This is a genomic window from Streptomyces cinereospinus, from assembly GCF_042430725.1.
Lineage (GTDB): Bacteria > Actinomycetota > Actinomycetes > Streptomycetales > Streptomycetaceae > Streptomyces > Streptomyces cinereospinus.
On sequence record NZ_JBHMCY010000018.1, the window covers coordinates 84,553 to 111,130 of the forward strand.

At 72.4% G+C, this 26,578-nt stretch carries 23 protein-coding genes and 1 pseudogene; 9 read left to right on the forward strand and 15 right to left on the reverse strand.

Translation table 11 applies throughout. The annotated features are described in order from the left end of the window. Positions 1-114: 114 nt before the first annotated feature. The 5 genes from ACFF45_RS12320 to ACFF45_RS12340 form a co-directional block, all read right to left on the reverse strand. Entirely contained in the window at positions 115-1,719 is a 1,605-nt protein-coding gene (locus tag ACFF45_RS12320; protein WP_381345650.1) for a glycoside hydrolase family 13 protein, read from the reverse strand. A 210-nt stretch (positions 1,720-1,929) separates the two neighbouring features. After that, positions 1,930-2,805, reverse strand: a complete 876-nt coding sequence (locus tag ACFF45_RS12325; RefSeq protein ID WP_381345651.1) for a carbohydrate ABC transporter permease — start codon at positions 2,803-2,805, stop codon at positions 1,930-1,932. A 16-nt stretch (positions 2,806-2,821) separates the two neighbouring features. Next, positions 2,822-3,781: a carbohydrate ABC transporter permease gene (locus tag ACFF45_RS12330; RefSeq protein WP_381345653.1), complete on the reverse strand. Its 960-nt coding sequence runs from the start codon at positions 3,779-3,781 to the stop codon at positions 2,822-2,824. A 106-nt stretch (positions 3,782-3,887) separates the two neighbouring features. Then, positions 3,888-5,303: an ABC transporter substrate-binding protein gene (locus tag ACFF45_RS12335; RefSeq protein ID WP_381345655.1), complete on the reverse strand. Its 1,416-nt coding sequence runs from the start codon at positions 5,301-5,303 to the stop codon at positions 3,888-3,890. Positions 5,304-6,329: 1,026 nt separating this feature from the next. Beyond that, complete coding sequence (locus tag ACFF45_RS12340) at positions 6,330-6,740, reverse strand: recombinase family protein (RefSeq protein ID WP_381345656.1); 411 nt, start codon at positions 6,738-6,740, stop codon at positions 6,330-6,332. Between the two features lie 255 nt (positions 6,741-6,995). On the opposite strand from ACFF45_RS12340, the gene ACFF45_RS12345 reads away from it, so the two are divergent. Beyond that, positions 6,996-7,730 carry a dienelactone hydrolase family protein gene (locus ACFF45_RS12345; protein ID WP_381345658.1) on the forward strand — a complete coding sequence of 245 codons (735 nt, stop codon included), beginning with the start codon at positions 6,996-6,998 and terminating at the stop codon, positions 7,728-7,730. A gap of 442 nt (positions 7,731-8,172) precedes the next feature. On the opposite strand, the pseudogene ACFF45_RS12350 reads toward ACFF45_RS12345, so the two are convergent. Continuing rightward, positions 8,173-8,554: pseudogene (locus ACFF45_RS12350) on the reverse strand (FAD-dependent monooxygenase); the annotation flags it as partial. A gap of 164 nt (positions 8,555-8,718) precedes the next feature. Between ACFF45_RS12350 and ACFF45_RS12355 the strand changes: the two are divergent. After that, positions 8,719-9,438, forward strand: a complete 720-nt coding sequence (locus ACFF45_RS12355) for a TetR/AcrR family transcriptional regulator (RefSeq protein WP_381345659.1) — start codon at positions 8,719-8,721, stop codon at positions 9,436-9,438. 129 nt (positions 9,439-9,567) lie between these two features. Here the strand turns inward: ACFF45_RS12355 and ACFF45_RS12360 are convergent, their stop codons facing one another. Both ACFF45_RS12360 and ACFF45_RS12365 read right to left on the reverse strand, forming a co-directional pair. Continuing rightward, positions 9,568-10,476: a cyclase family protein gene (locus tag ACFF45_RS12360; protein ID WP_381345661.1), complete on the reverse strand. Its 909-nt coding sequence runs from the start codon at positions 10,474-10,476 to the stop codon at positions 9,568-9,570. A 40-nt stretch (positions 10,477-10,516) separates the two neighbouring features. Continuing rightward, positions 10,517-11,566, reverse strand: a complete 1,050-nt coding sequence (locus ACFF45_RS12365; protein WP_381345663.1) for a hypothetical protein — start codon at positions 11,564-11,566, stop codon at positions 10,517-10,519. Between the two features lie 232 nt (positions 11,567-11,798). On the opposite strand from ACFF45_RS12365, the gene ACFF45_RS12370 reads away from it, so the two are divergent. Then, positions 11,799-12,506 (forward strand): TetR/AcrR family transcriptional regulator, encoded by a 708-nt coding sequence (locus tag ACFF45_RS12370; protein ID WP_381345665.1) that lies wholly within the window; start codon positions 11,799-11,801, stop codon positions 12,504-12,506. Positions 12,507-12,575: 69 nt separating this feature from the next. Here ACFF45_RS12370 and ACFF45_RS12375 read toward each other — a convergent pair whose 3' ends face one another. Next, positions 12,576-13,643 (reverse strand): amidohydrolase family protein, encoded by a 1,068-nt coding sequence (locus tag ACFF45_RS12375; RefSeq protein ID WP_381345667.1) that lies wholly within the window; start codon positions 13,641-13,643, stop codon positions 12,576-12,578. Positions 13,644-13,700: 57 nt separating this feature from the next. Continuing rightward, positions 13,701-14,663, reverse strand: coding sequence for an amidohydrolase family protein (locus ACFF45_RS12380; RefSeq protein WP_381345668.1), 963 nt, complete (start codon positions 14,661-14,663; stop codon positions 13,701-13,703). A 190-nt stretch (positions 14,664-14,853) separates the two neighbouring features. Here ACFF45_RS12380 and ACFF45_RS12385 point away from each other — a divergent pair, with 190 nt between their 5' ends. Then, positions 14,854-15,540 (forward strand): TetR/AcrR family transcriptional regulator, encoded by a 687-nt coding sequence (locus ACFF45_RS12385; protein ID WP_381345670.1) that lies wholly within the window; start codon positions 14,854-14,856, stop codon positions 15,538-15,540. Positions 15,541-15,592: 52 nt separating this feature from the next. Here ACFF45_RS12385 and ACFF45_RS12390 read toward each other — a convergent pair whose 3' ends face one another. The 3 genes from ACFF45_RS12390 to ACFF45_RS12400 all read right to left on the reverse strand — a co-directional run bounded on the left by ACFF45_RS12390 (position 15,593) and on the right by ACFF45_RS12400 (position 17,808). Then, positions 15,593-16,342 carry an HpcH/HpaI aldolase family protein gene (locus tag ACFF45_RS12390; protein WP_381345671.1) on the reverse strand — a complete coding sequence of 250 codons (750 nt, stop codon included), beginning with the start codon at positions 16,340-16,342 and terminating at the stop codon, positions 15,593-15,595. Next, entirely contained in the window at positions 16,339-17,226 is an 888-nt protein-coding gene (locus ACFF45_RS12395) for a cupin domain-containing protein (RefSeq protein WP_381345673.1), read from the reverse strand. Before ACFF45_RS12395 ends, ACFF45_RS12390 begins: the two co-directional genes overlap by 4 nt. 162 nt (positions 17,227-17,388) lie before the next feature. Beyond that, complete coding sequence (locus tag ACFF45_RS12400; RefSeq protein WP_381345674.1) at positions 17,389-17,808, reverse strand: winged helix-turn-helix transcriptional regulator; 420 nt, start codon at positions 17,806-17,808, stop codon at positions 17,389-17,391. A 222-nt stretch (positions 17,809-18,030) separates the two neighbouring features. Here ACFF45_RS12400 and ACFF45_RS12405 point away from each other — a divergent pair, with 222 nt between their 5' ends. The 4 genes from ACFF45_RS12405 to ACFF45_RS12420 all read left to right on the forward strand — a co-directional run bounded on the left by ACFF45_RS12405 (position 18,031) and on the right by ACFF45_RS12420 (position 20,948). Further along, entirely contained in the window at positions 18,031-18,468 is a 438-nt protein-coding gene (locus tag ACFF45_RS12405) for a nuclear transport factor 2 family protein (protein WP_381345676.1), read from the forward strand. A 68-nt stretch (positions 18,469-18,536) separates the two neighbouring features. After that, on the forward strand, positions 18,537-19,511 hold the full coding sequence (locus tag ACFF45_RS12410) for a DODA-type extradiol aromatic ring-opening family dioxygenase (protein WP_381345678.1): 975 nt from the start codon (positions 18,537-18,539) through the stop codon (positions 19,509-19,511). 32 nt (positions 19,512-19,543) lie between these two features. Continuing rightward, a complete protein-coding gene (locus ACFF45_RS12415) occupies positions 19,544-20,230 on the forward strand; it encodes an alpha/beta fold hydrolase (RefSeq protein WP_381345680.1) in 687 nt (228 codons plus the stop codon). Positions 20,231-20,234: 4 nt separating this feature from the next. Next, the gene (locus tag ACFF45_RS12420; RefSeq protein ID WP_381345682.1) at positions 20,235-20,948 is read left to right on the forward strand and encodes a TetR/AcrR family transcriptional regulator; all 714 of its coding nucleotides are present in this window, start codon (positions 20,235-20,237) and stop codon (positions 20,946-20,948) included. Between the two features lie 41 nt (positions 20,949-20,989). Here ACFF45_RS12420 and ACFF45_RS12425 read toward each other — a convergent pair whose 3' ends face one another. After that, on the reverse strand, positions 20,990-21,925 hold the full coding sequence (locus ACFF45_RS12425; RefSeq protein WP_381345683.1) for a LysR family transcriptional regulator: 936 nt from the start codon (positions 21,923-21,925) through the stop codon (positions 20,990-20,992). Positions 21,926-22,198: 273 nt separating this feature from the next. Next, entirely contained in the window at positions 22,199-23,560 is a 1,362-nt protein-coding gene (locus ACFF45_RS12430; protein WP_381345685.1) for a PucR family transcriptional regulator, read from the reverse strand. Between the two features lie 239 nt (positions 23,561-23,799). On the opposite strand from ACFF45_RS12430, the gene ACFF45_RS12435 reads away from it, so the two are divergent. Then, a complete protein-coding gene (locus ACFF45_RS12435) occupies positions 23,800-26,121 on the forward strand; it encodes a SpoIIE family protein phosphatase (protein WP_417801363.1) in 2,322 nt (773 codons plus the stop codon). Positions 26,122-26,578 lie beyond the last annotated feature (457 nt).

The following is a 26,578-nucleotide window of genomic DNA, read 5'->3' on the forward strand; positions in this document are numbered from 1 at the left end:
TCGTACGCAAACGGGCGCAAGTGCTCGGTGGGGCGGGGCCGGCGGGTGCGTCGCCCTGCCCGCGGCGCCCTGTCGGTGCCGGACGACGCGGACAGGGCGACGGGTCGGGAGCGGTCAGCCCCGCAGCCACACGGCTGTGTCCCGCGGCAGCGTTCCGTCGGCGTGCAGCGGGCCGCTGGCGAGGAGGAGCCGTTCGTGCGGCGGCAGGGCGGCAGGCGCTGCGGAGAGGTTGACGACGCAGACCAGGTCATGGGACCGGCGGAAGGCGAGGACGCCGTCCTCACTGGGCAGCCAGGCCATGGGACCGTCGCCGAAGCCCGGCTCCGCACGGCGCAGGCGCAGGGCCTCGCGGTAGAGGGCGAGCATCGAGTCCGGGTCGCCGCTCTGCCGGTCGACCGCGTAGCGCGCCCAGTCGGCGGGCTGGGGCAGCCAGGGCTCGGCCTGTGCTCCGAACCCGTACGACGGTGCCTCGGCCTCCCAGGGCAGGGGGACCCGGCAGCCGTCGCGGCCGGGGTCCGTTCCGCCGGAGCGGAAGTGCATCGGGTCCTCGATGCGGTCCAGCGGGACGTCGGCCTCGGGCAGGCCCAGTTCCTCGCCCTGGTAGAGGTAGACGGAGCCGGGCAGAGCGAGGCTGAGCAGGGCGGCGGCACGGGCGCGCCGGGTGCCGAGATCCAGGTCGGTGGGGGTGCCGAAGCGCTTGGTGGCGAAGTCGAAGGCGGTGTCGGCGCGGCCGTAGCGGGTCACGGTGCGGGTCACGTCGTGGTTGCACAGGACCCAGGTGGCCGGGGCGCCGACGGGGGCGTGCTCGGCGAGGGTGTCGTCGATGGAGCGGCGCAGCCGGCCGGCCTCCCAGGGACACGTCAGGAAGTTGAAGTTGAACGCCGTGTGCAGTTCGTCGGGCCGCAGGTAGCGGGCGAAGCGTTCGGCGTCGGGCAGCCACACCTCGCCCACGAAGACGCCGCCGTACGCGTCGGCGACCGCCCGCCAGGAGCGGTAGATGTCGTGGATCTCGTCCTGATCGACGAAGGGCTCCCGATCGACACCCGCCACGAAGTCGGGCAGGGCGGGATCCTTGACGAGCAGGGCGGCGGAGTCGATGCGCACGCCGGCCACGCCCCGTTCGAACCAGAAGCGCAGGACGTCCTCGTGCTCCTGCCGCACCGCGGGGTGCGCCCAGTTGAGGTCGGGCTGCTCGGGCGTGAACAGGTGCAGGTACCACTCGCCGTCGGGGACGCGGGTCCAGGTGGAGCCGGCGAACTGCGACGGCCAGTCGTTGGGCGGCAGCTCCCCGTTCGCGCCGCGTCCGGGGCGGAAGTGGAACAGTTCTCGCTCGGGGCTGCCGGGACCCGCGGCGAGCGCGGCCCGGAACCAGGGGTGCTGGTCGGAGACGTGGTTGGGCACGATGTCGACGATGGTGCGGATACCCAGTTCCCGGGCTTCGGCGATCAGCTTCTCCGCCTCTGCCAGGGTGCCGAAGGCGGGGTCGATGGTGCGGTAGTCGGCCACGTCGTAGCCGCCGTCGACCAGCGGCGAGAGGTACCAGGGGGTGAACCAGACGGCGTCGACACCGAGTTCGGCGAGGTAGGGCAGTCGGGCGCGCACGCCCGCGAGGTCCCCGGTGCCGTCGCCGTCACCGTCGGCGAAACTGCGCGGATACACCTGGTAGATGACGGCGTCGCGCCACCAGTCGTCGGTGCGGGGCGGGGTGGGGGCTGCCACGTGACGGTCCTTTCGGGCAGGGTGGATCTTCGCCGCCGGCCCGGACAGCGGGGCGTCGGACGGGTCGGCGGCGAAGGATTCGGGTGAGGTGCGGCGAGGGTGCTGGTGAGCTGCTCGGGGTGGGGCGAACGGTTTTGGTGCGGCCGTGCATCCAGGTGAGGTGCGGCGGAGGTGTCGGCAGGGGTGTGGTGAAGGGGCGGTGAGGGGCGGTCAGCCCTTGAGGCCGCCCGCGGTGAGGCCGCTCATGATGTTGCGCTGGAAGACCAGGAAGATCAGCAGGGTGGGCAGGGAGGCGATGGTCAGCGCGGCGATCAGCACGTTGACGGGCACTCCGGTGGACAGCGAGTAGATCCCGACGTTCAGGGTCTGCTTGGTCGGGTCCGGCAGGGTGAGCATCGGCCACAGGAAGTCCTTCCAGACCCCCACGACCGCGAAGATCGACACCACGCCGAGGATCGGCCGCGAGATCGGCAGCACGATCGACCACAGGGTGCGCATCGGGCTCGCCCCGTCCATCGACGCGGCGTCCAGCAGTTCCTTGGGAATGGAGTCGAAGAACCGCTTCAGCAGGAAGATGTTGAAGGCGTTGGTCACCGAGGGCAGCCAGATCGCCCAGGGGGTGTTCAGCAGGTTCCGCTCGACGATCGGCACGTCCAGGACCGTCAGGTACTGCGGCACGACGAGCACCGTCGCGGGGATCATCAGCGTCGCCAGCATCATGCCCAGGATCGCCTTGCCGAACATCGGGCGGAGCTTGGACAGCGAGTAGGCGGCGGCCACGTCCAGGACCAGTTGGAAGGCGAGCGCGCCGAAGGCGTAGTAGAGGGTGTTGCCCAGCAGCCTGGCCAGGTCCATGACCTCCCAGGCCTGGCTGTAGTTGGCCGGCTCGAAGGACTCGGGCACCAGGGTCGGCGGGGTGTGGATCACTTCCTGCGCGTCTTTGAAACCGCTGGAGACCAGCCAGTACAGCGGTCCCAGGAACACCAGCGTGAAACCGCCGATGACCAGGGCGAAGACGATCCAGTACAGGGCCTTGCCGCGCGGCCTGGCGAGCTGGGCCGGCGAGATGAGCGTACGCGTGGACATGATGGTCTCCCCTGGCCTACTCGTCCTCGGCGCGGCTGAGCTTGACGTACGCCGCCGAGAACCCGGCGAGGAGCACGAGCAGGAGCAGGCCGAGGGCCGCCGCGGCGCCGTAGTCGTTGAAGTTGAAGGCGTACTGGTAAATGAGGTAGACCACCGTCGTGGTCGAGCCCTCGGGGCCGGCGCCGCCGGTCAGCAGGAACGGCTCGACGAAGACCTGCATCGTCGCGATGACCTGCATGAGCAGCATCAGCGACAGGATGAGGCGCGTCTGCGGGATGGTGACGTGCCAGATCTTGCGGAACAGGCCGGCGCCGTCGAGTTCGGCCGCCTCGTACAGCTCGCCGGGGATGCCCTGGAGCGCGGCGAGGTAGATGAGGGCGGCGCCTCCCATGTTCATCCAGGTGGAGGCGAGGACGACGGAGAGCATCGACAGGTCCGCGTCCTGGAGCCACTGCTGTTCCGGCAGGCCGAAGAAGCCGAGCAGTTCGTTGAGGAGCCCGTAGCCGGGGTCGTAGAGGTACTTGAACAGCAGGACGGAGGCGACCGGCGGCAGCATCACCGGCAGGTAGACGAGCAGCCGGAGGTACCCCTTGCCGTGCTGGAACTCGTTGATGACGATCGCGACCACGAACGGCACCGCGAAGCCGAGGACCAGGGCCAGCACGGTGAACAGGAGCGTGTTGCGCCACGCCTGCCAGAAGGCCGGGTCGTTGAAGACCGTGACCAGGTTGTCCAGGCCGACCCAGGTGACCTCGCCGCCCTCGGTCCTCTGGAAGGCCAGCAGGAACTCCCGGACCATCGGGTACCAGGAGAACACGGCGAAGCAGACCACCGCGCCGATGAGGAATCCGTGCGCCGTCAGGTTCCGCCGCAGGCTCTTGGCGAAGGAGCCGTCGGAGGTCGCGCGGGGTGTCTTGCGCGGCTCGGGAGGGCGGGGAGGTCTCGCTGTGCTCGGGGTCAGGCTGGGGGCCGACATCGTCGCTCCTTGTACGGGTCTGCCGTCCTTGTACGGTCTGCCGTGTCTGTTGCCGGGGCCGGGCCGCCGGGCGGGGCGGCTGCGCGCGCTGCCCCGCCCGGTGCGGTCACTGGTTGGCCAGGATCTGGTTGACCTGCGACTCCGCGGTGGCGAGGAGCTTGTCGATGTCGGCATCCTCGTTGGTGAGGATGCCGGACATCACCGTGTCCAGGACCTTGTAGACCTCCTGGGCCTTGGGCGGCTCGGCCTTGCCCGGGACGGGATTGTCCATGAAGGTCTTGAAGTTCTCGACCGGCATGGTGGCGTGCTCGACGCGGGCGGCGTCGTCCTCGGCCTTGGACTCGTTCAGCCAGAAGTTGGGCTGCGGGACGCCGACCGGCAGGCCGTCGGCCTTCGTGCGCTCCCAGTCGAACTGGCCCCTGCCCACCGTGAGGTTCTTGAAGTTCAGCCAGGCGATCGCGGCCTTGATCTTGTCGGCGGAGATGCCCTTCTTGATCATGTAGCTGTTGCCGCCGGCCAGGGTGGCCTGCTCGCCGGGGATCGGTCCCATGCCGAAGTTCTCGTACTCCGCGCCGAGTTGCTGCGCCATGTAGGCGATGTCGTCGGGTGCGGCGAGGAACATGCCCAGCTTGTCGGTGGCTATCTGCTTCTGCAGGTCGCCCCACTTCAGCAGTTGGGTCTCGCCCATGCTGTCGTCCTGCCAGCGCATGGCGTGGAGGTTCTCGGCGACCTGCTTGCCCAGCGCGTTGTTGAAGGCCGCCTTCTCGCCGCTCACGTCGACGACCTCGCCGCCGACGCTGTACAGCTGGGCGGTGAAGTGCCAGCCGCCCTGGTTGCCTGCGCTGTACTCGCCGAAACCGGCGATGCCGTCGCCGAGTCCGGCGATCTTCTCCGCCGCGGTGCGGACCTCCGCCCAGGTGCGCGGCGGGGTGTCGGGGTCGAGGCCGGCCTGCTGGAAGAGCTTGCGGTTGATCAGCAGGCCCATCGTGTAGTTGCTGGTGGGCAGGCCGTACAGCTTGCCGTCCTGCTTGAGCGCGCCCAGCACGTCGGGGTCGATGTCCTTCAGCGCCGGCACCGTCTTGTCGTTGACGTATGCGGTGATGTCCTCGGCGCCGTCGTTGTCGAGCACCTGCGGCAGGTCGGTGAAGTAGGTGTAGAAGACGTCCGGCTGCGACTTCGCCTTCAGCATCGCGGTGAAGCGGGGCGGTTCCAGACACTGGCCGGGCGTGGAGCGGCCCTCGATGGTGACGTTCGGGTAGGTCTTGTTGAACTCCGCGACGTCCTCCTTCCACTGCTTCAGCTCCGCCGCCTTCGCCGTCGGCGGCATGCAGTCGATGGTGATCGTCACCTTCGTCTTCGGATCCAGCGGGGCGGAGGGATCCGAGGAGCCGCTCCCCTCCGAAGCGCCACCGTCGTTGTCGCTGCTGCTCGTGCCGCAGGCGGCGAGTGCGCTCAGCGTGAGAGCGGAGACGAGGACGACCGCGCTGGCGCGGCGAGTACGGCGGAACCGGGCACTTCTCATGGGTGGTCCCCTTCGGGCAGGAACGTGGAAGGTCGCCCCACCACCAGACGGTGGAGGCGTTGTGGGGTGCGGCACACTCAACCACTCCGCCCGAGTGAACGCAAGATCTCGCGTTGATTTCGTAAATCACTGACAGGGGACAGTCGATTATTCGCTGAAGGCTCGCGAGATCGATGTCGTCCCGCACGTTCTCGCTGCGGCGGACACCGGGATCACCCCGCCGGCCTGCGGCCACGTCCTGGTGATGGCGGTGAGGGGACGGGGCGCGCCGAGCGGATCGCGGGCAACGGCGTCCGTCAAGGCTGCGGAACCTCTTGCGGGTCGGGTGCGCCGCGGTACGAGACCTCGTCGACGGCCGACGACGAAGGGTCCTGCCCCGGGGCCGCCCTGGAGTGGCCGCATGTCCCTGCCTGCCGACCGGACCGCCTCTGATCTGCTCGATGGCCTGCGCACCGTCGCCTCGGCCCGGCCGGGGAGACCTGGCCCCTGGACGAAGACCGAACCGGCAGTCTCAGGGCTCGCCCTCGCGCAGCGCGTCGAGCGCGGGCCCGGTCGCGACCGCCGGCGCGTCGAGCGCGGGCTGGACGGTTTCTTGACGGAAGCGTGCGTGCATCCCGGCCGGCAGGAAACCACTCAGCCGTCCCCCGCGGCGCCGAACGACGAGCGGCCGGTTGCTCGCGACCCCGGCAGGGTGCGAAGCTCATCTGCCGCCCGGTCCCGCGCACCCGAAGACGCCGTTGCCGATACGGGCGTGACGCGCCCAGAACCGCCGCCCAGCGGGCACGTCGCACACGAGCCGACGGGGGACCCACGAGCACACTGCGAGGTGGTCCGGCTGTCGGCTGTCCTTCTCGGGGTGTGACCCAGATACGCGTCGATGGGGCAATGAGTTGAGACGGTGGCGACCGAGGGCCGCTTGTCCTGATTCTTGCCCGGGGTGATGACCAGCTTGCGGGCGATCTCGGGGACGGGGACCCCGTTGGCCCGCAGGCTGCGGGCGTACGCGGCCATGTCGTCGTCGACACCCTAGGGACGCCCGCCATGCCGGCCGCGCTCGCGGGCGGACGCCTGGCCCTCCAGGGGCTTCTCCCGGGTGTACGCGCGTTCGGACTCCGCCATGCCGGCGAAGAACGCGAACAGGGCGGCGCCGTGCCCGGACGGGTCGTACACCCCCTGAAGGGGGCCGGTGAGGAGTTCGAGCCGGACGTCGTGGTGGCGCAAGTCCTCGGCGATGGTCAGCAGCTCGGCGGCGCCGCGGCCGAGGCGCTTCATCTCGTGCACCGTGAAGATCACCCGCTGGTGCGGGACGGCCTTCTTGATGGTGCGGGCGAAGTCCATCGCCTTGACGAACTCCGGCGTCACCTTGACCCGGGTGCTGATCTCCTTGGAGAAGACCGGATCACTGCCCGCCTCTTTCAGGGCGTTATTTCTGCGCACGTGGAGCGTGACGGCCGTTGCGTTCTGGTCCTCGTCATGTTGTCGCACCGGATGGTCGGGGCTGTGGACTATGTTGTAGGGATGATTACCGGGATGGCATCGCGCCGCACACGGATTGGTGACCCGGTGCTCTTCTGAGCGTCGTACGGGCCAGTGCGGGCCCGCTGTCCGATCGAGGTTCTTGCGCCGCTGCGCGGGCTCCGCCTCCGTCGTGTTGATCACAGGCTCGGCACGTCAACCACGACAGGAGATTTCATGCCCATCAAGACGCTGCAGATTCCCACCGCGGACGGCCAGGCCGACGCGTTCGCCGCCTTCCCCGATGGTGGCGGGCGGTACCCGGGGGTGCTGATGTACGCGGACGGCTTCGGCATCCGACCCGTGCTGCGGGAGATGGCCCGCGAACTGGCCCGGCACGGGTACTACGTGCTCGTCCCCAACCTCTTCTACCGGCACGGCCCGGCTCCGGTGATCGAGCTTCCCGAGCACATGGGAGATGAGGTCCGGCCCACGGTCTTCGCCCAGCTGATGCCGATGATCGAGGCGCACACCACAGAACGTGTCCTGATCGACGCCGACGCCTATCTCAAGTTCCTCAGCGCTCAGCCCGAGGTCAGCGCCGGACCGGTCGGGGTGACCGGCTACTGCATCGGCGGCCTCCTGGCGACGCGCACCGCCGCGGCCCACCCCGGCCAGGTGTCCGCCCTCGCCGCATTCCACGGCCCAGTGGGAGTCGACGGGCCTGACAGCCTCTCGAAGCTCACCGCCGAGGTCCACTTCGGCCACGCCGAGAGCGACGTGACGCCCGAGGCCCTCGGCGAGCTCAACCAGGCCCTGGATGCCGCAGGTGTCAGCTACACCTCCGAGATCTACCCCGGCACCATCCATGGCTTCACCATGTCCGACACCGACGCTTTCAGCGCCTCCGGGCTGAAGCGTCACTGGGACCGCCTGCTCCCTCTTTTGGGCCGCGCCCTGGGTAACAGCTGAGACTCCGGCTCGGAAAGAACGAACCTGAAGTACACGGCTCCGCGCCCGCTGGCCAATGCCGTCCGGGGCCGCACCCGCAGGGTGAACGACCGGTGATCCACCGTGGTCGCAGGGCCGCCCCGCTAGCGCGGGGGCGGCTCCCAGACAGCTCCAGCCGGCCTCCACCACCTTCTCCCGCGCGATGTTGATCAGGTCCGCGGGCCGGTCCTTCGCCGGGCACCGTCGCCCAGCGTCTCGTCATGGTGCAACCCCCTTCCGTCTCGCAGGTGTGAGGCGTCTCTGTCGTCTGAGACAAAGGGGAAGGCCGAACGGCTGGAGGCGGCGGCCGTCTCTTTACCCGGCCGAGGACGGGCGAGGACGGCGGAGGACGGCGGAGGACGGCTGATCTTTCCGGCCGGTGGCGGCCGGTGCCGCTCAGGACCGGTTTCCCTGTCTGCTGCGGTCCCCGGCCGGCGCCGAAGACGTCGGTGAAGCTGTACGGGGCACGGTCGCCGAGGCAGAGGTCCAGGATCCCGTGCGCGCCGGCGGAGAAGGCCTCGCTGCGCGCGAACCGTGCCTGTTCGCAGGCGGTGCGCGCCGCTTCGACGTCGCCGGGAGGGGCGGCGATCGCCTTGCCGAGTCCGGCGCCGTAGAACATCGCCGGGCTCGCGCCGTCACCGCAGGGCGGCACCGGGTGAGCGGCGTCGCCGAGGAGCGTCACGGCGGGGACGCGGTCCCACCGGTGTCCGTCCGGCAGGGTGTGGATCAGGCGCGCGGACCGGAGCGGTCTCGCCGTCGGTGATCAGCGCGGTGAGCCGCGGAGCCCACCCCTCGAACTCGGACGCGGCTGGTCACGGACGAGCCGTCGGCGAACGTCGGTTCGTGCCGGCCGGCACCGCGGGAACGCACACCGGTGGCCTCGTGCCCCCGCCGGACCGTTCCCTCGGGGAGGGAGCCGAGCGGGACGCGGCGCTCGGAACAACGTTACAGGCGTGTCAGACTCGGGCTCATGACGAACAGGACGCAGCGGGCCGAACGGCGCACGGACGCGCTGTCGAAGGAGCGGATCGTGGAGGCCGCGATCGCGATCCTCGACGAGAGCGGCGAGAGCGCTCTGACCTTCCGCGCGCTGGCGGCGCGCCTGGCCACGGGGAGCGGGGCGATCTACTGGCACGTCGCCAACAAGGACGACCTGCTGGCGGCGGCCACCGACGACGTCGTCGCCCGTGTCGTCACGGACGTGGACGACGGCGCGGAGCCGCGGGCGGCGATCCGGACCGTCGCCCTGGGCGTGTTCGACGCGATCGACGCGCATCCCTGGGTGGGCACCCAGCTCACCCGTGCGCCGTGGCTGGCCGCGATGCCGCGCATCTTCGAAGCCATCGGCGGCCGGCTCCAGGCGCTCGGCGTGCCCGAACGGGCGTGGTTCGACTCCGTGTCCGCGCTCGTGAACTACATCCTCGGCGTCGCCGGCCAGAACGCCGCGAACGCCCGCCTGCACGCCCACGGGACCGGTCGCGAGGCCCTCCTCGGCGCGGTCGCCGCGCAGTGGGCGCGGCTCGACCCGGCGCGGTACCCGTTCGTGCACCGGGTGGCGGAACAACTGCCCGCGCACGACGACCGCGAGCAGTTCCTCGCCGGCATCGATCTCATCCTGGCCGGCGTCACGGCCACCCTGCCGGCCGGCACCCGCACGGGGAGCGACGGGAGCCGGGCGAGCCGTTCGTGAGCGGGAGCGGCAGGCGCCGGCGACGAGGGCGGCAGGCACCGACGGTCCCCCGTGACCGACCGTGCCGGCCGCCCTCACCGGCGCCGCGGCCGCCGACAGCGGCCGGCCCCGGCGGGTCGGAACACCGTGTCAGAACACGGCGAGCGGGTTGACGGGCGCCCCGGTCAGCCCGTTGACGCGCGGAGGCGCGACGGTGAGGAGGAAGGCCCAGCGGTCCAGTTCCGCGCAGACGGCGGCCAGCTCCGCCAGTTCGGCGACGTCGACCAGCGGCATGCCCATCAACGGCAGGGCGACCGTGTGCAGCGGCAGCGGGCACGCGGGGTCCAGCGGCGGATGGACGTCCCCGGCGTCCCCGACGAAGAGGGCCGCACCACGCCGGTGCATCCAGCGGACGGCGTCCAGGCTGACGCCGGGCATGGCCCGGCCCGGCTGACGGCCCTCGATCCAGCCGCAGCGGAGGACGAGGGCGTCCCCGGACTCCAGCCGTACGCCCTGGCGTTCCTCGGCGGCGTCGAGGTCACGCGCGGTGACGGCGTACCGTTCCGGCAGCGGCCCGTCGGCCGCCAGGTCGAGCAGCACGCCCCTGGTGACGATGCCCGCCGCGAACGCGGTCGTGGAGGCGTGCCGCACACCGGCCGGGGTCAGGCTCTCCGCGAGCGGCCGCCCGGGGTAGACCCGGCCTTCGCGCGGTTTGTGCACCAGCGCGTCGATGTGGGTCGACCGGGGGTGGTGGTTGGTGACCGTGATGACGTCCACCGCCGCCGTCGCCGGGGAGCCGGTGTACGCCAGCATCTGCTGCACGGGCGAGGCGGGCCGGTCGGCGAGGGCGAGCGGGCCGCTGACGAGCGGGACCGGTTCGACCGGCTGGGCCAGGGACACGAAGCGTCCCGTGCGCGCCTCGGCGGCGCCCCGGGCCCTGGCCTCCTCGGTGATGAGGTTGAGCGTGCCGAGCTGGTCGTCCGAACCCCACCGGCCCCGGTTGTCGGGCAGGTCTTCCGTGCCGTGCTGCCGGTCGGTGCGTGCGCCGCGTTCGGTCATCTGCCGTGCCGCCTGTTCTCTCAGGAGTGGGGTCGGTTGCTCATGCGGTCGGCGAGGCGCCGGTCTTCCTGCGGTGGCGGCGGTCGGCGACGCACATGAGGGCGAGGCCGGCGAGGACCCAGACGGCCAGGACGAGTGCCGGGCCGCCGGCGCCGGTGCCGTCGTAGAAGGCGTTGGCGCGCAGCAGGCTGCCCGAGGCGCCGGGCGGCAGGAGCTGGCCGAGGGTGGACCAGCCGTCCGGCAGCCAGTACGGGCCGCTGGCGAGCCCGGAGAGCGGGTTGCCCAGGAACATCATCACCACGGACCCCGCGCCGAACCCGGCGTATCCGAGCAGCGACTCCAGGCCGAGGAAGGGGATGGCGAGCGCGGCCATGCCCAGCGCGAGGCCGAGGGAGGTGGTCCAGTAGTCGCCGTCCAGCGTGCCGATCCCGAACTGGAGGACGGCGGTCACGGCGGCGCCGGCCGCGAGCGCGAAGGCGACGACCCCGGCGAGCCGGACGCGCCGCCCGGCGTGGCCGGGGAAGAGCTGGAGCAGCACGACGGCGGGGAGCATGCCGCCGAAGACCATGGGCAGCGCCGCGGAGGCGAGGCCCGTGCCCCGGGGGTCGTCCTCGGGGAAGGGGACCAGGTCGTGCACCGTGACGGGCACGTGCTGCCGCTCGGCGAGCGTGGTGCCGAGTCCGCTGATCGCGGCGCCGATCTGCTGTCCGCCCGCCGTCGCGGTGTAGACGGTCACGCCGTCCTCGGCGAAGACGAGGCCTCCGACGGTGTCGCGGTTCTCGATGGCCTCGGTCAGGGCCTGGGGATTGTCGTGGACCGTGACCTCCCACTCGTCGCCGGGCAGTTGCTCCTGGACGGCGGTGACGGCGGACTCCGGGCCGGTGACGCCCAGCGGGGCGTGGTGCGGGCCGCCGTTGGCGGTCGGCAGCCCGAAGGCGCAGAGCATGAGGGTGATCGCGGCGGTGAGGCCGATGATCACGCCGGTGAGCCGTATCACCAGCCGCGGGCCACCGGGCGGCGCTGCGGAGGAGGGGGTGGTACCGCCCGGTTCCGGAGCGGTGGGGGCGGAGCTGGCGGAGCTGGCAGGCATGACAACCGTTTCGCGTGGTACGGGTCCCTGGCCCCGGCGAGCGGGGACGGGACGGCGGACGTGGTGCGTGTGGAACGTGGAACTCGGCCCTCGGCCGGCCGCGCGGGGCGCGGCGAAGGGGTCGGACACGAGCGGACGGGCGCACTGGGCGCCCCCGACACTTCGACTATACAACTCAGCGAGCGATGAGTTCATCGAACGATGAGTTAACGGAGGCAGGCATCATGGAGGCATGGGAAGCGTCAGAGACATGCGCGAAGAGAACGGCCCCGGCCGTGAGCAGGCCGGGGCGGACGCGCGAACGGCGGCGGCGACGGCGGCCGCGGCGGGTACGGCAGCGGGCACGGCGGCTACGGGGAGCAAGCGCGCCGGGGGCCGGCGGCCCGGGGAGACCCGGACCCGGGAGACGATCCTGGCCGCGGCCCGGGCCTGTTTCGCCGAGCGCGGTTTCGACGCGACGAGCATGCGCCGCATCGCGGAGGCGGCAGGGGTGGACCAGGCGCTGGTGCACCACTTCTACGGCACGAAGGAGAGCCTGTTCCTCCAGGCGCTGGAGCTACCGGGAAAGATGCACGAAGCTCTCGCCGCCGCCGCCCGGGGCGAGCGCGAGGGGGTCGGGGAACGCGTGGTGCGCGCCCATCTCGCCGTGTGGGACGACCTGTCGGCGCGGCCGGCGCTCATGACCATGGTGCGCTCGGCCGCCGTTCACCGTGCCGCCGCCGCCCGGCTGCGGGACACCGCGACCACGGTCCTGGCAGACGCGCTCAGCGAGGTCGTGACCGGCGAGGACGTGACGCTGCGGTCGAGCATGATCTCCACTCAGCTCATCGGGCTCGCCATGATGCGCTACGTCGCACTGCTGGAGCCCCTCGCCTCGGCCGACACCGACACGGTGGTGCGCTACTACGGCCCCGCTCTGCAGGCGATCGTGGAGGCTTGACGGTCGTCGGCGACGACGGCCAGGGCCCGCCACCGGGTGCGGTGGCGGGCCCTGGCCGTCGAGCAGGTGTCAGGCGGCGGGGGTGATGTCGGCCCCGGCGGCCCAGATGCGCTTGATCCTGCGGGTGGCGGTGATGTCGGTCAGCGGGTCGCCGTCAACGAGCAGCAGGTCGGCGCGCAGGCCGGGCCGTACGGCGCCGCGGTCGTGCAGGCCGAAGTGGCGGGCCGGCAGGGCGGTGGCGGCCTGCAGGGCTTCGGCCGGGGTGAGGCCGGCGTCGACCAGGAGGACCAGTTCGTGGTGGAGGCCGGGCCCGTGGGTGACGGGGTCCGGGATGGGAGCGGGGCCGGAGAAGGCGTCGGTGCCGGCCAGGACGGGCACCCCGGCCGCGTGCAGGGCGGCCACGCTGTCGCGGCTGTAGGCGTAGTCCTGGCCGTGCGGGCGGGCGCCGTTGATGACGGCTTCCATCATGGCGAGCGTGGGGACGGCGACCTGCCCCTGCTCCGTCATCCGGGCGATGGTGTCGGAGTCGAGGACGCCGTCGCGCGGAACGTGCGTGACCACGTCGGCGCCGGCGCGTACGGCCCGGCGGTAGGCGTCGACCGAGGAGGCGTGGGCGACGGTCAGTTTGCCGTGGGCCTTCCCTGCGCTGATCACGGCGTCGATGGTGGCCTGGTCGAGCAGGTCGTCCTCGATCACGACCTTGATGTAGTCGGAGCCGTCGGCCACCCGCTGGGCGACGAAGCCCTTGGCCTGGGACGCGTCGGTCAGTGCGGCCTCGCCGGGCATGCCGGGCATGCGGGCGTGGTTGCCGCCGGGACCGATGGCGGGGATGCCGGCGCTTCGGATGTCGGGCACCCGGCCGCGGAAGGAGTCCACCCGCTGCGGGGGCCAGCAGGCCATGTCGAGGGCGGTGGTGATGCCGTGGTGGGCGAGCTTGGCGAGGTCGTCGGGGAAGATCAGGTGGACGTGCGCGTCGAAGAGTCCGGGCAGCAGGGTGGCACCGCCGCAGTCGACGGTCCGGGCACCGGTGGCGTCGTCGCCGATCACGGTGCCGTCAATGACGACGGTGGTGGGCTCGGTCAGCCGGGCGCCGTCGAAGACCCGGACGTCGGTCAGCGCGGTCCTGGTGGTGGTCACGTGTGCTCCAGGGGTGAGGGGAGAGGTGGGGGGATCTTCGTGAGAAAAGAAAGAGGGTCAGGCGAAGCGGGGGAAGAGGGCCAGGGCGTTGTCGCGCTGCACGGCGGCGCGCTGGGCGTCGGTGAGGGCGCTGTTGGTCATGAGCTGCTCGATGGCGCGCTCCACCGTGGCCTCCGGCGCCGCGGGCCAGTCGGTGCCAAAGAGGATGTGGTCGGCCCCGGTGACCTCCAGCGTGGGCAGGATCGAGTGCCTGCCGCCGGCCAGCGCGGTCTCGTAGTAGAGGCCGCTGAGGGCGCGGGTGACCTGGGCGGCGTCGAGCGCGGCGTCGCGGGGGCCCGTGCCCATGGTCGAGTGTTCGGCGATGCGCCAGCCGAGGGTGGGCAGCGCTCCGCCGCAGTGGGCGAGGATGAGCTTCAGGTCGGGATAGCGCTGGAAGACCCCGCGGTACAGGGCGTTGATGACATTGCGCGCGGTGTCGAAGGGGAACTCGCACACCGAGCTGGCCCGGCCGAAGCCGAGGTGGTCCGCGATGACGGGACTGTCGAACGGATGCAGGAAGACCGGCACCTGCCGCCGGTGGAGTTCGGCGAGCAGCGGCTCGGCCCAGTCCTCGCCGAGGTAGCGGCCCGCGGTGTTGGAGTTCAGCATGACGCCGTCGAGGTGGAGGGTGTCCAGCGCGTAGGCCAGCTCTTCGAGCATGGCCTCGGCGCTGTCACCGGGCAGGGCGGCGAACGCGCCGAAGCGGCCCGGGTACTCCTCGATGAGCTGTGCGTACTCCTCGTTGACGCGCCGGGCCCAGCGCGTGGCGAAGCCGGGGTCGTCGGCGGTGCCGGTGAACGTCCACGGCGCCGAGAGGATCTGGGTGGCGATGCCCTGGCGGTCCATGTACTCCAGCGCCGCCTGCGGGGACCACTGGACGGACATCTTGAAGCCGCCGGCCAGGGCGAAGCCGTTGCGGAAGGTTTCGTCGACGGTCCCGCCCGTGTAGTGGGCGTGGACGTCTATGCGATTCGGTGACACGAGAGATAAGCTCCAAATAAGATACGGATGCGTCTCTTAAAAGCGAAGAGTACTCCTCCTCCCCGCCTTGCGGGACCCAGGGGTCCCCTGGGGTCCCGTCCCGCCTTCGCGCAGGTCACCGGCGCCCTTCCGGGCACGCTTCCATGGACCCGTTCGACGGGACGTCAGTCGGCCAGCTATAACCGGAGCCGTGACAGCAGCTCGCCGGCCCGCCGGCTCCGACACCACCGCCTCCCCGCAGGACGCGCCGGACGTCCCGCGCGGAAGCAGCCGGCGCAGGGGCGCCGCGCTGCTGCGGGCGATCTACCTGGCGACCCTGGAAGAGCTGGCCGAGACGAGCTTCGAGGAGCTCAGCTTCGAGAAGATCGGGGCGCGCGCCGGCACCGGCAAGGCCACCCTCTACCGCCGCTGGTCCACCACGGCGGAGCTGGTGCTGGCCGCGCTGTCCGATCCGGCGACCGGCTTCCCCCAGCCGGTCGCCCCCGACAGCGGCTCCCTGCGCGACGACCTCGCGTCCGTGCTCACCGCCCTGGCGGACAGCCTCCAGGAGCCGAGAGGCCGCGCACTGCGACCGCTGATCACCCAGCGGCCCCGCCATCCGGAGCTGTTCGACGAGTTCCTGCGGGTGCTGGTCGCGCCGCACCAGCGGCTTCTCCTCGGCATCCTCCGCGCGGCGGCCGACCGCGGCGAAGCCGAACCCGACGCGGTGACCCAGCGCATCGCCTCGGTCGGCCCCCGTCTGGTCATCATGGAGTCCATGCAGCACGACTCGGTGCCGCCGTCGGAGGTGGCGGCCATCGTCGACGAGGTGCTGCTGCCGCTGACGGCGGCGCACGCTCGGCGCCCCCGTGCGGCTCAGCGGCCCAGCACCGCCTGACCGCCCCGGCCGCCCATGGGGCTCCCGGGCGGTGAGGGACCGGTGGCCGCCGTCACCCGGCCGCCGACCCGGAGGTGACGACCTCGCGGGCGGCGCGGGCCAGCAGGGCGACGTCGGTGGACACGACGACGAACCGGTGCCCCCGGGCGATGCGGGCGGCCGCACCGGCCCCGTCGGAGGCGGTGATGCCCAGGGTGTGACCGGCCCGGCGGCAGACGTCCTCGACGCTGCGCACCATCCGGTCCAGCTCCGGATCGTCCAGGGCGAGACCGCAGCTGACGGCCAGGTCAGCGGGGCCGATCATAACGGCGTCCAGACCGGCGGTGGCCGCGATGGAGCCGGCGTTCTCGACGGCCCGCCGGCTCTCCAACTGGCCGATCAGCAGGACGTCCCGGTCGCTGCGCTCCATGTAGTCCGCCAGTCCCGTGCTTCCCCAGCCGCCCGCCCTGCCGGAGTTGCTGACACTGCGCCGGCCGAGCGGAGGGAACCGGCAGGCGGCGACGGCACTGCGGGCCTGGTCCGCGTCGTCGACGTGCGGGACGACCAGTCCCGCCGCACCGGCGTCCAGGGGAGGCTGCACGTCCCGCGGCGCATGACCGGGGACGCGCACGAACGGTGCGATGCCGTTGCCGCGCGCGACCGCGATCATCGCCGACAGGTCCCGGGGCCCGATGAGGGCGTGCTCGGTGTCGAGGACGACGAAGTCCAGACCGCCGACCGCGAGGACTTCGACGGCCTCCGGCGTCGGCAGCTTCACGAACGTGCCGAGCGCCGGCCGTCCGTGGGTGCCCAGGGCCCTCACGCGTCACTCCCCTGCTGCGCCTGCTGTCCGGGGTCCGCCGGGTAGTCGTCCGCGTTGAGGACCCATCCCTGGCCGAGGAAGTCCGCGCGCGGCGGCGCGAAGACGTCGACCAGGTCGTGGTCCCCGGCACCGACGGCCCGCGTGGTGTGGATGACGCCGGGCGGGATCACCGCCACGGACGGACTGTGGCACCGGGTGTGCGCGTCCTCGCGCCACTCGCTCAGCCGCGGTGTCCAGGGGGTGCGGAAGTGGTGGACGAAGTCCCCCGCCAGCGTCACCGACCCCTGCTCGAAGTCCTCGTGCACGTGCGGGGAGAGTCGCTCGGGATCGCGGGGGCCGACCTGGCGGGGGAACCAGTTGACCATCAGGTGGGCGGTCCGGAAGATCCGGCCGAGCCGCGCCGGATCCTCGGGGACCTCGGACATCCGGTGCACGGCGGGCACCGAGGGCATCGCCGCGGGAGTCCACCGCCGCAGCGGAGCGACGGCCGGGTCGGGACTCTCGTACCGGGCCGCGTTGTCGGCCCGCTCCAGCACGGAGCTCGCGAAAACGGAGAAGACCCTGAGCACCGCGCAGTCCCGGTCGGCGACGACCGAACTGTCGCCGGGGGGCACGATCACCAGACCGGGCTCGTCGAGGACGCCCTGTCCGCCGGGGCCGGAGACCGTCAGCCGCACGCCCTCCTGCGTGAGCAGCACGATGTGCTCGTCGGGCACACCCGCCTCAACGACGGCCTCCCCGGAGAGAAGCGGCGTGTGGGACACGACGAAGTTCTGGCCCCGCACGTACTGTGAGCGGTCGGCGGGGCGCGGTCCGGACGGCTGCTCCCACTCGGTCACCTCCGGCGCACGCGGCAGCCGGCCGCGGACGTCGGACCGCGTCACGGGGGTCAGGTTTCGGCGAGGGTCATCAATGGGGTGGGACATGTGCCCACTGTGGAATCCGCCCTCGGACACCATCAATGGGCAACTGCCGATCGCATCGTTCGACGAACCCGAACGGTCCGCATGCGCGGCGGCGAGAGGCCCGCAGCGGCCGGGCCCCCCTCACCCGGCCAGACCGTCCGCGTACGCCTCCCGCGCCGCCGCCACCTCCCCGGCGGACTCCTGGCAGAGGTCGGCCAGCCGCCGCAGGCGCTGCGCGAACGCGACGCCCATGGGAGTGAGCGCGTACTCCACTCGCGGCGGGACCCCGCCGGAGAGCCTGCGCTCCACCAGTCCGTCACGCTCAAGGGTTCGCAGGGTCTGGGCGAGCATTTTCTCGCTCACCCCCTGCACACGCTGACGCAGCACCCCGAACCGCCGGCTGCGCTCCGCGAGAGCCAGCAGGACCAACGGCGCCCAGCGGCCGGTGACCGTCTCCAGCGTCGCCCTCGGCACACCGTTGCGGGCGAAGACGTCCACGGCTCCCGCCGCACTTCCCGAGCCGTCGTCGACGGCGGCATCCACGGCATCCACGGCATCCATGACCGCAGCCTAGAGCCGTGACGCGGCGGCCGCCAGGCTGTGAACTGGAAAGCGTGCTGCGAAAAAGTTAGCGCACTTCCCGCTCAGATCTGCTTTTCCCGCACGGGTGAAGGCTGTTGCCGCACTTTGAATTGACACAAGTGTCACCCTGGCTTACGTTCCAGAAACGCACCGCTCACGGTGCCGCCGCGTCCCGGACACCTGCCGGAAGGGCTGGTGCACATGGAAACCGACCTTGCGGCTCTGATCGCCGACTACTGGCTGCGGGTGGACCTCCGCAGTCCTGAACCCGTCGACGCCCTTTACACCGATGACGGCGTCTTCCGTGCCGGAGCACTGGACCTGCACGGGCGTGCCGCGATCAAGAGCTATTTCGCCGAGCGCAACCGAGAACAGGCCGCCAGCGGGCGGCTGACCCGCCATCTCCAGACCAATCTCCACCTGCGACTGCTCACGCCGACCCAGGCTCTGTGCCGGTCGACCGTGGTGGTCTTCGCAGGTGCGGGGCGCCCACCGCTGACGACCTCGACACCCGCCACCATCGCCGACGCCGAGGACGAGTGCGTGCTGACCGCCGACGGCTGGCGCTTCCGCAGCCGCCGGCTGACGCCGGTCTTCCTCGGCCCGACGGCCGCCGCCTTCGCCGCACCCCCCGCCTGAACCCGCGCCCGTCACGCAGCACTCATCACCTCACCGTCACCATCCTCACGATCACCAGGAGCTCTCCTATGTCCTCCACCGAGTCCACCGCCTACCTCGCCTGTGTCGTGCACGTGCCGTTGTTCACCATGCAGGACCGCGAGATCAACGCCGACGCCTGGGCGGCGTACGACGCCCGGGTCGCCGAGTTCCGCAGCTTCGACCCCGATCTGGTGATCGTCTTCGGCGGGGACCACTACGACAACGTCTTCCTCAACCTGGCTCCGCAGTTCATGATCGGGCACAAGGCCTGGGCCGTGGACGACTGCGGCGGCAAGCCCGGCGTCCTCGACGTGCCCTCCGACATCTCCCGGAAGCTGGCCGACTACCTGGTCGAGCAGGAATTCGACATCGCCACCTCCTACGACATGGGAGTGGACCACGGCTTCTCCAACGTCCTCGGGCACTTCCTGGGTGAACTCGACGCCAAGCCGGTCATCCCCATCCACGTCAACGTCCTCAGCGATCCGCGTCCGACCATGCGCCGCTGCCGGGCCCTGGGCGAGGCGATCGGCACGTTCGCCCGCACGCTCGGTCTGAAGGTCGCCTTCCTCGGCTCGGGCGGTCTCTCGCACCAGACCGACGCGATCTTCCCGCAGTACGACACCGCTCCGGACGAGGTCACCCGGGACTACATCGTCAGCGGCGGCGCGCGGGGAGCGCTGACCCGTACCGCGTTCATGGAGAAGATCCAGACCGACATGGACGACTTGAGCGGGCAGCTGGTCAGCGGGGAACTGCGGGTGCCGTGGATCAACAAGGAGTGGGACGAGAAGTTCCTGGCCACGTTCGCCGGCGATCTCACCGCGTTCGACTCCTGGACCGACCAGGAGATCCTCGAGGCCGGCGGTGGCGGCGGATCGGAGATCCGCCAGTGGGTCGCGGCCGCGGCAGCGGCACAGGCGTGCGGCGCCGACGAACGCGTGGTCGACTACTACTCCCCGGACACGGCCACCGCGGTAGGGGTGGGCATCGCGCACAGCCGCCTGCGCACCGCCCGGTGAGGGGGGTGGACGGCCGGGCTCCCGTTGACGCCGTGCTGCTGATCCACGGCTGGGGCGGTTCCGCGGCGTCGGACTGGCACGACAACGGCTGGGGCGGCCTGCTCGCCGGGCACGGACGCGCTGCGCTGGCCGTGGACCTGCCCGGGCACGGCCGGCTGCCGCAGTCCCACGACCCCGCGGACTACGCCGACCTGGCCGCCGGGGTCCTGGCGGAGCTGCCGGACGGCGGCCCGCTGGACGCCGTCGGGTTCTCGCTGGGCGCGAAGGTCCTCCTGGAACTGGCCGCCCGGCATCCCGACCGGTTCGGCCGGCTCGTGCTGGGCGGTCTCGGCGGCAACGCGTTCGCTCCCGAACGCCTGGGACGGGAGCTCGCCGACGCCCTGGAGGCCGGCCCCCGGGCCGGCACCCCGGCGGCCGTCAGCGACTTGGCCGCCTACGGCATCGGCAACGGCAACGACCGCCTGGCCCTGGCCGCGTGCCTGCGCCGTACGGCGAACCCGGTGCTCACCCCCGACCGGCTTCTCCGCGTCCGGGGCCCGGTGCTCCTGGTCGTCGGGGAGCACGACCGGGTGGCGCATCCGGTGCAGCCCCTGGCCGACGCGCTGCCCGGCGCGCAGGTGCGCACCCTCCCCGAGGTCGCCCACCTGGACCTGCCCGCGTCCGCCGCGTTCCAGCGGCTCGCCCTCGGATTCCTGGGCGAAGGCCGCCGACTAGCATGACGCGATGACCGACCGACTGCCGTCCCCCCCGCCCGCCGGCCCACCGGATCCCCGAGGCGAGCGGGGGGCCAGGAAGCGCGCGGAGACGCGGCTGCGGCTGCTGCGCGCCGCCTTCGACCTGCTGGGCCGGCCCGAGGGACGCCACACGCAGATCGACGACGTCATCCGTCACGCCGGGGTGGCGCGCGGCACGTTCTACAACTACTTCGACAGCCGCGACCACCTCCTCGACGTGATGGCCTACGAGCTGAACCACGGGATGGACGAGGCGGTGGCGCTGGCGCCCGATCCCGCCACCCGGACCAGCTGGGCGTTGAGGCTGTACATCCGCAAGGCCCAGCGGGACCCGCAGTGGGGCTGGGCGATGGTGAACGTCGGCGCGGGCGGGCAGCAGGTCTTCGGCCAGGACACCTTCCGCAACGCCACCGAGACCCTGCGGGACGGCATCGCCGGCGGTCTGCTCCGGCTCAGCAGCCTGCAGGCCGCGCTCGACCTGGTCACCGGAGCCGGTCTGCAAGCCATCCGTACGGTCTGCGAGGGTCAGGCCGGGCCCTCCCACGCCGAGGACGTCACCCAGGCGGTGCTCCTCGGTCTCGGCCTGCACCGCTCCCGCGTGCAGCGCCTGATCACCTCCCCCCTCCCCGAGAACGCCGTCGCCATCGCCGGCAACCTCACCCGCACGGACGGCGGCGCCCGCCCGGCGGACGGGCGCGGATGAACGCGCCGCCGCCTCGCCGACGCCACCGTCCGGCAGCGCCCTCATCGCGCCGCGCGCCCCTGGCGGTCGTCCGACGACGCCGGGGCCTCCAGGCTCCGGGCCGTCGCGCGCAGGGCGTCGACCAAGGCGCACGCGTCCTGCCCGGCGTCCTCACGCGTCAGCGCGCAGATCGTCGCGCCCACCCCGGGTGCGAGCGGGCGCATGACCAGTCCGGGCATCCGGTCGGAGCCCAGCCCGGTGGCCGGGTGCAGACCCACCAGCCGGCCGGTCCGAATACGCAGGGCGAGGTCCTCGTACCGTTCGACCTCCTCGACGTCACCCGGGTTCAGACCGGCCTGCGCGAGAGCGATCTGCACGGTCCCCGCGAGGAACGCGTTGTCCTTCCGCGGGGTCATCAGCAGCCCTCTGCCCCGCAGCGACGCCATCGCGACGACGTCCTCGCGGGCCAGTGGGTCGTCCTGCGGCAGCACGGCCATGATGGGCAGTTTCCGTAGCACGACGCTGCGCAGCGGCGGCTGCACCGTCGCCGACCAGCACAGACCGATGTCGGCCGTGCCCGCCTCCACGGCCCGCTGCTGCTCGTGCGTGTGCATCAGCACCGGCCGCCAGACCGGGAGAGCCGGTGCCGAGCCCGCTCCCGCGGCGGCCTGCAGGCTCGGCAGCAGCAGGTGCCCCAGCTGCGGGGTGTGGGCGATGACCACCTCGGGCCGCAGCCTGCGGGCGCGGGCGGACGCCCGGGCGTGTGCCCGGAGCAGCGCCTCGAACGGCTCCCGCACTTCCTGGAGGAACCGGGCGCCCTCCGGGGTCAGGGTGACTCGTCGGCTGGTGCGCGCGAAGAGCTTGCCGCCGATGCCGCGTTCCAGCGCGGCGACCGCTTCCGAGACGGTCGCCGGGCTGCGGTGCAGCCGCTCGGCCGCCCGGCCGAAGTGCAGTTCGTCGGCGACCGCGAGGAAGCATTCCAATTGGGCGATGTTCATGCCGGTCTCCCACGCATCGTTCGGCTCTGCCGAAGGATGGTACCCGGCTGATGCTGCGCGCGGGGCCGCCGCCACCCGCGTCGCGGCGTCGCGGCCGGCGGCGCCGGACGGGAAACCGGGTGCGGACCGGCGGCGCGGCGGTGTGTCCCGAGCGCCCGTGTCGGCGCGGTCGCCACCTGCCGGGCGGCCGGCTTCCACTCCCTCCCCGAGGTGCGGGACCCGCGCCGGGACGCCCGGGCGCCGGTCGCTCCGGCGGGGCGGCCCCGGGGCGACTCACCCGGCGCGGCCGGGCGCGGCGTCACGTGGCTCCGTACCGTCCCTCCGGAGCACGGCGGAGCCCAGGACCCGCGCGGCCTCCAGCGCCGCCGTCAGCTCCGGCAGCCGGGCGGCGAGGTCGTGGCCGAGTATCTCCTGCGCCCGCTTGACGCGGTAGGTGACGGTGTTGCGCGCCACGTGCAGCTGGGCGGCGGCGGCCGCGAGACCGCGCTCGTTGCGCAGGTACCGGCGTACGGTCTCGCGCAGCTGGTCCGCCTGCGGGCTGTCCACCGCCAGGGCGCCGAGCTCGTCGCTGACGAAGCGGCGCAGCGCGGGCAGGTCGGCGGAGAGCAGGGCCGCCAGCCCCACGTCCCGGTACTCGACGAGCCGTCCGGTCCCGCGCGGGTTGAGCTGCACGACCCGCGCGGCGTGCCGGGCGTCCTCGTGCGACTGGCGGAATCCGGCCAGGCCCTCGCGCACGGAGCCGCAGGCGAACCGGATGTCGGCGGGGAACGCCGGCTCCGGCCGCCGGGGGGCCGGCGGCCCGGGATGGGGGCTGCCCCAGGCCCACACGGTCGTCCCACCGATCGGCACGACGAGCGGGGAGGAGCAGCCGCGCTGGTGGAGCAGCTCGGCAGTCGCCGCCTGAAGGTCGGTCGTGGCCTCGGCCCGGGGGGCCTCGCACCAGGCGATGACGGCGAGCTGGCGCCCTTCCAGCGGGTGGGCCAGCAGCTGGCTCGCGGTGTCCTGCCGGACCGGTTCGCCGTCGAGGATGAGACGGACGGTCTCCTCGCGCGCGGCGGCGCCGCTGGTGATCCAGCGGTCGTGCTCGGCGAGGTACTCCGCGGTCATGTGCGAGGAGAACGCGTCCATGTAGCCGAAGAGCAGCTCGGAGATGCGGCGGAACTGTCCGGCCAGGTCGTCGGGCGGGACGAGGTCCTGGCACCCGGCCATCAGCGACCGGGTGAGGCTGGCGTGGGCGACCCGGATGCCCCGCAGGACCTTGTCGAGCGCGATGCGGCGACGGGCGAACTCGCGGTCGCCGCGCAGGGACTCCTCGGGTACGACCAGGTCGGCCGAGGGGTCGGCCAGCAGCGTCAGCGCGTGCAGCGTCGCGGCTTCCGTGCCCATGCGCAGGGTCTCGAAGGGCGCTTTGCCGCCGCCGAGTTCGGGGACCGCGTCGATGATGGTGCGGGCCAGGTCGTGACCGACCTGAACGGCCCAGGCCACGGGGCCCGGACCGAGCCGGTCCGTGGCGTCGGTCAGGGCGCTCACCGTGCCGGCGGGCTGGTACGGTGCGTCCCTTCCGGCCGCCTGCCCGGGTGGAGGGGCGAGCCGGTAGACCCAGTCGGTACGGCCGGAGCCGAGGGGAGCTGTCATGACGCCGTCCTTGCCGTCGTGAGAGCAGCGCGCGCTGCGGATTATCGCCAATCGGCGATGTTATCGAGTACGTCAGGCCTGGCAGTGCACCCGTGCAGCACCCACAGTGCCCCCAATACCACCCAAACGCGCATAATGAGGATGTTCTAGGTCTCGATCGGTTGGTGAGGTCCGGCGTGGGCACCTGCTTCGGGGACGACAACGACGGCCACGACGCGTTCGACGACGCCCTCACTGACGTGGTGGCCGCCCTGATCGACGACCAGGGGAAGGTCGTGCAGTGGTCCAGCGCCGCCGCGAAGCTGCTGGACAGGTCCGCCGACGACGTGTGCGGCCGGCCCGCGGCCCGGCTGTTCGCGGACCCGGACCGGGCGGCCGGCGTACTGCCCGACCACGGGGCGACCGCCCTGTGGCGCCACGCCCGCGGGCACGACGTCGCCGTCCGCTGCCGTGTGCTGCCGCTGGAGGGAACCGCCCACCGGCTGCTGCTCGCCGTGCCCGTCGACCGCGCGGAGGAGGCCGAGTGGGGGGCGGCGCTGGTGCGCGCCCTGCTCGGCCAGCAGCACATCGGAATCGTGCTGCGGGACACCGGCCTGGCCGTCGTGCGGAGCAATCTCGACTCGGGCGAAGCGCTGCGCCTGACGCCGGGCAGCAGGCTGGCGGACGTCATGGAGCAGCCCGACGCCGCCGTCGCGGAGGCCACACTGCGCGCGGTACTGGAGACCGGGGCGCCGTTGGTGGACCGCGCCCAGCACGTGCGTACCCTGTCCGATCCCGCGCACGACTACTCGCTGTCGGTGACCGCGGTGCGGACCACCAACCGCAGCGGACGGCCGTCCGGGGTCACGGTGCTGCTGACGGACGCGACGGCGCAGTGGCGGGCGACCCGGCGGCTGCGCCTGAGGCATCAGGCGGCGATCAGGGTCGGCAGCTCCCTGGACGTGCGCCGCACCGCCCAGGACGTCGCCGACGTGCTGGTGCCCGACTTCGCGGAGCTGGTGGCCGTCGACCTCGCCGAGCCCGTCCTGGCGGGCGACGAGCCGTCCAAGACGCTCGGCGCCGGCGACCCTCATCTGCGCCGCATGGCGGTGCGGGGGGCCGAGGGCTGGCCGGCGGGACTGCTGCGTCCCGGGGACGCCTTCCCCGCGCTGCCGAACCGGCCCAACATCCGCGCCATCCAGCAGGGGCGGACGATCGTCACCGACCGGGCCACGCTCGAGAAGGCGATGGGCGACAACCCGCTGCGCCGGCTGCTCATCCCCGACGACGGGCGCTACGTGGCCGTCGCCCCGCTGTTCGCGCGCGGCCTGATCCTCGGCCTGATCGGCGCGTGGCGGACGGACCGCGAGGAGCCCTTCGACGAGCAGGACGCGGACCTGCTGACCGAGATCGCCGCGCACGCCGCGCTCAGCATCGACAACGCGCGCCGGTACACACGTGAGCACGGCGCGGCCGTCGCCCTGCAACAGCGGCTGCTGCCCGCCGCCACCACCTTCACCCCGGCGATCGACGCCGTGGGCCGGTACCTGCCCGCGGCCGGGGGCGCGGAGATCGGCGGCGACTGGTTCGACGCCCTGCCGCTGCCGTCCCTGCGGGTGGCCATGGTCGTCGGCGACGTGGTGGGGCACGGGCTGCACGCCGCCGCCACCATGGGACGGCTGCGCACCGCCGTACAGACCCTGGCCGACCTCGAACTGCCCCCGGACGAACTGCTCACCCGGCTGGACGAACTGGTGGCCCGGCTCGCCGCCGAGGCGAGCCCGGCCGAGCGCGACGCGGTCGGCGCCACCTGCCTGGTCACGCTCTACGACCCGGTCACGCAGCGGTGCACGATGGCCAGCGCCGGGCACCCTCCGCCCATCGTGGCCGAGCCCGACGGCACCGCGCGCCCCGTCCCGGTACGGCCCGGCCCGCCCCTGGGTGTCGGCGGTCTGCCGTTCGAGACGACCACGGTCCAGCTGGCCCCGGACAGCTGGCTCGCCCTGTACACCGACGGCCTGCTCCACCGGCACGCCGACGACATCGACACCGGCGCGGACCGGCTGGCCCTGCGGATCGCCGCACTGCACCGGTCGGGCACCCCTCTGGAGGAGGCCGGCCACGCCCTGATCACCGGGCAGTCGCACGGACCGGCAGCCGACGACACCGCGCTGCTGCTCGCCCGCATCCGGCCGCTGCGCCCCGGCGCCGTGGCCGAATGGGAGTTCCCGGCCGACCCCGCCACGGTCGCCGACGCCAGGGCGGCGGCCTCCGGCAAGCTCACCGAGTGGGGGCTGGCCCATCTCGACTTCACCGTCGAGCTGATCGTCAGCGAACTGGTGACCAACGCGGTGCGGTACGCGGGCGCCCCGATCGGCCTCCGCCTCATCCACGACACCGTGCTGTTCTGCGAGGTCAGCGATCCGAGCAACACCCAGCCCAGGCTGCGCCGCGCCGCTCTCAGCGACGAGGGCGGCCGCGGCCTGTTCCTCGTCGCGCAGCTGTCCAGCCGCTGGGGGAGCCGGTACGGGCAGTCGGGCAAGACCATCTGGGTCGAGCTGGACGCAACGCCAGTTTCATAAATTATCGTTAATCTCTTGCGTCATCGATATTGGCAGGGCAAGACTACGCAGAGACATCCCGCACGGCTCGGAGGGGGCTTCCATGCGCCTGGCACGGCCCGGCGCCTTCCAGGGCGCCAGGTACCGGTACGCCGGGGGCCCGCCCCCTCCCCCGCCGCTCCGCGCCCCCTGACCGCCGGGCCCTCGGCGGGGCGGCAGGCGAGCCGAGCAGAACCGCACACTCTGCCGGTCGAGCACTCGAGGGTGTGCCCGACCCACTCGCCCCTGCCGCCCCCCGACGGTTCGGCCGGTGTGCGGCGCCGCCCCGCCTCCATTCGGCAGCGCCGCACACCACTCCCCCCACCTCCCACGACACCGCGCGGCGCGCCGCCCGCAGATCCTGAACGACCGAGGAAAAAATGCCTGATTTCGACCTGTACCGCCCGTCGGAGGAGCACGAGATGCTCCGCGACACCGT

Coding starts and splice junctions, on each gene's coding strand:
- ACFF45_RS12430 (WP_381345685.1), bottom strand. CDS start 23,560: ATGACAGCTCCCCTCGGCTCCGGCCGTACCGACTGGGTCTACCGGCTC.
- ACFF45_RS12370 (WP_381345665.1), top strand. CDS start 11,799: ATGGGAAGCGTCAGAGACATGCGCGAAGAGAACGGCCCCGGCCGTGAG.
- ACFF45_RS12345 (WP_381345658.1), top strand. CDS start 6,996: ATGCCCATCAAGACGCTGCAGATTCCCACCGCGGACGGCCAGGCCGAC.
- ACFF45_RS12330 (WP_381345653.1), bottom strand. CDS start 3,781: ATGTCGGCCCCCAGCCTGACCCCGAGCACAGCGAGACCTCCCCGCCCT.
- ACFF45_RS12335 (WP_381345655.1), bottom strand. CDS start 5,303: ATGAGAAGTGCCCGGTTCCGCCGTACTCGCCGCGCCAGCGCGGTCGTC.
- ACFF45_RS12410 (WP_381345678.1), top strand. CDS start 18,537: ATGTCCTCCACCGAGTCCACCGCCTACCTCGCCTGTGTCGTGCACGTG.
- ACFF45_RS12400 (WP_381345674.1), bottom strand. CDS start 17,808: ATGGATGCCGTGGATGCCGTGGATGCCGCCGTCGACGACGGCTCGGGA.
- ACFF45_RS12420 (WP_381345682.1), top strand. CDS start 20,235: ATGACCGACCGACTGCCGTCCCCCCCGCCCGCCGGCCCACCGGATCCC.
- ACFF45_RS12325 (WP_381345651.1), bottom strand. CDS start 2,805: ATGTCCACGCGTACGCTCATCTCGCCGGCCCAGCTCGCCAGGCCGCGC.
- ACFF45_RS12425 (WP_381345683.1), bottom strand. CDS start 21,925: ATGAACATCGCCCAATTGGAATGCTTCCTCGCGGTCGCCGACGAACTG.
- ACFF45_RS12365 (WP_381345663.1), bottom strand. CDS start 11,566: ATGCCTGCCAGCTCCGCCAGCTCCGCCCCCACCGCTCCGGAACCGGGC.
- ACFF45_RS12355 (WP_381345659.1), top strand. CDS start 8,719: ATGACGAACAGGACGCAGCGGGCCGAACGGCGCACGGACGCGCTGTCG.
- ACFF45_RS12360 (WP_381345661.1), bottom strand. CDS start 10,476: ATGACCGAACGCGGCGCACGCACCGACCGGCAGCACGGCACGGAAGAC.
- ACFF45_RS12405 (WP_381345676.1), top strand. CDS start 18,031: ATGGAAACCGACCTTGCGGCTCTGATCGCCGACTACTGGCTGCGGGTG.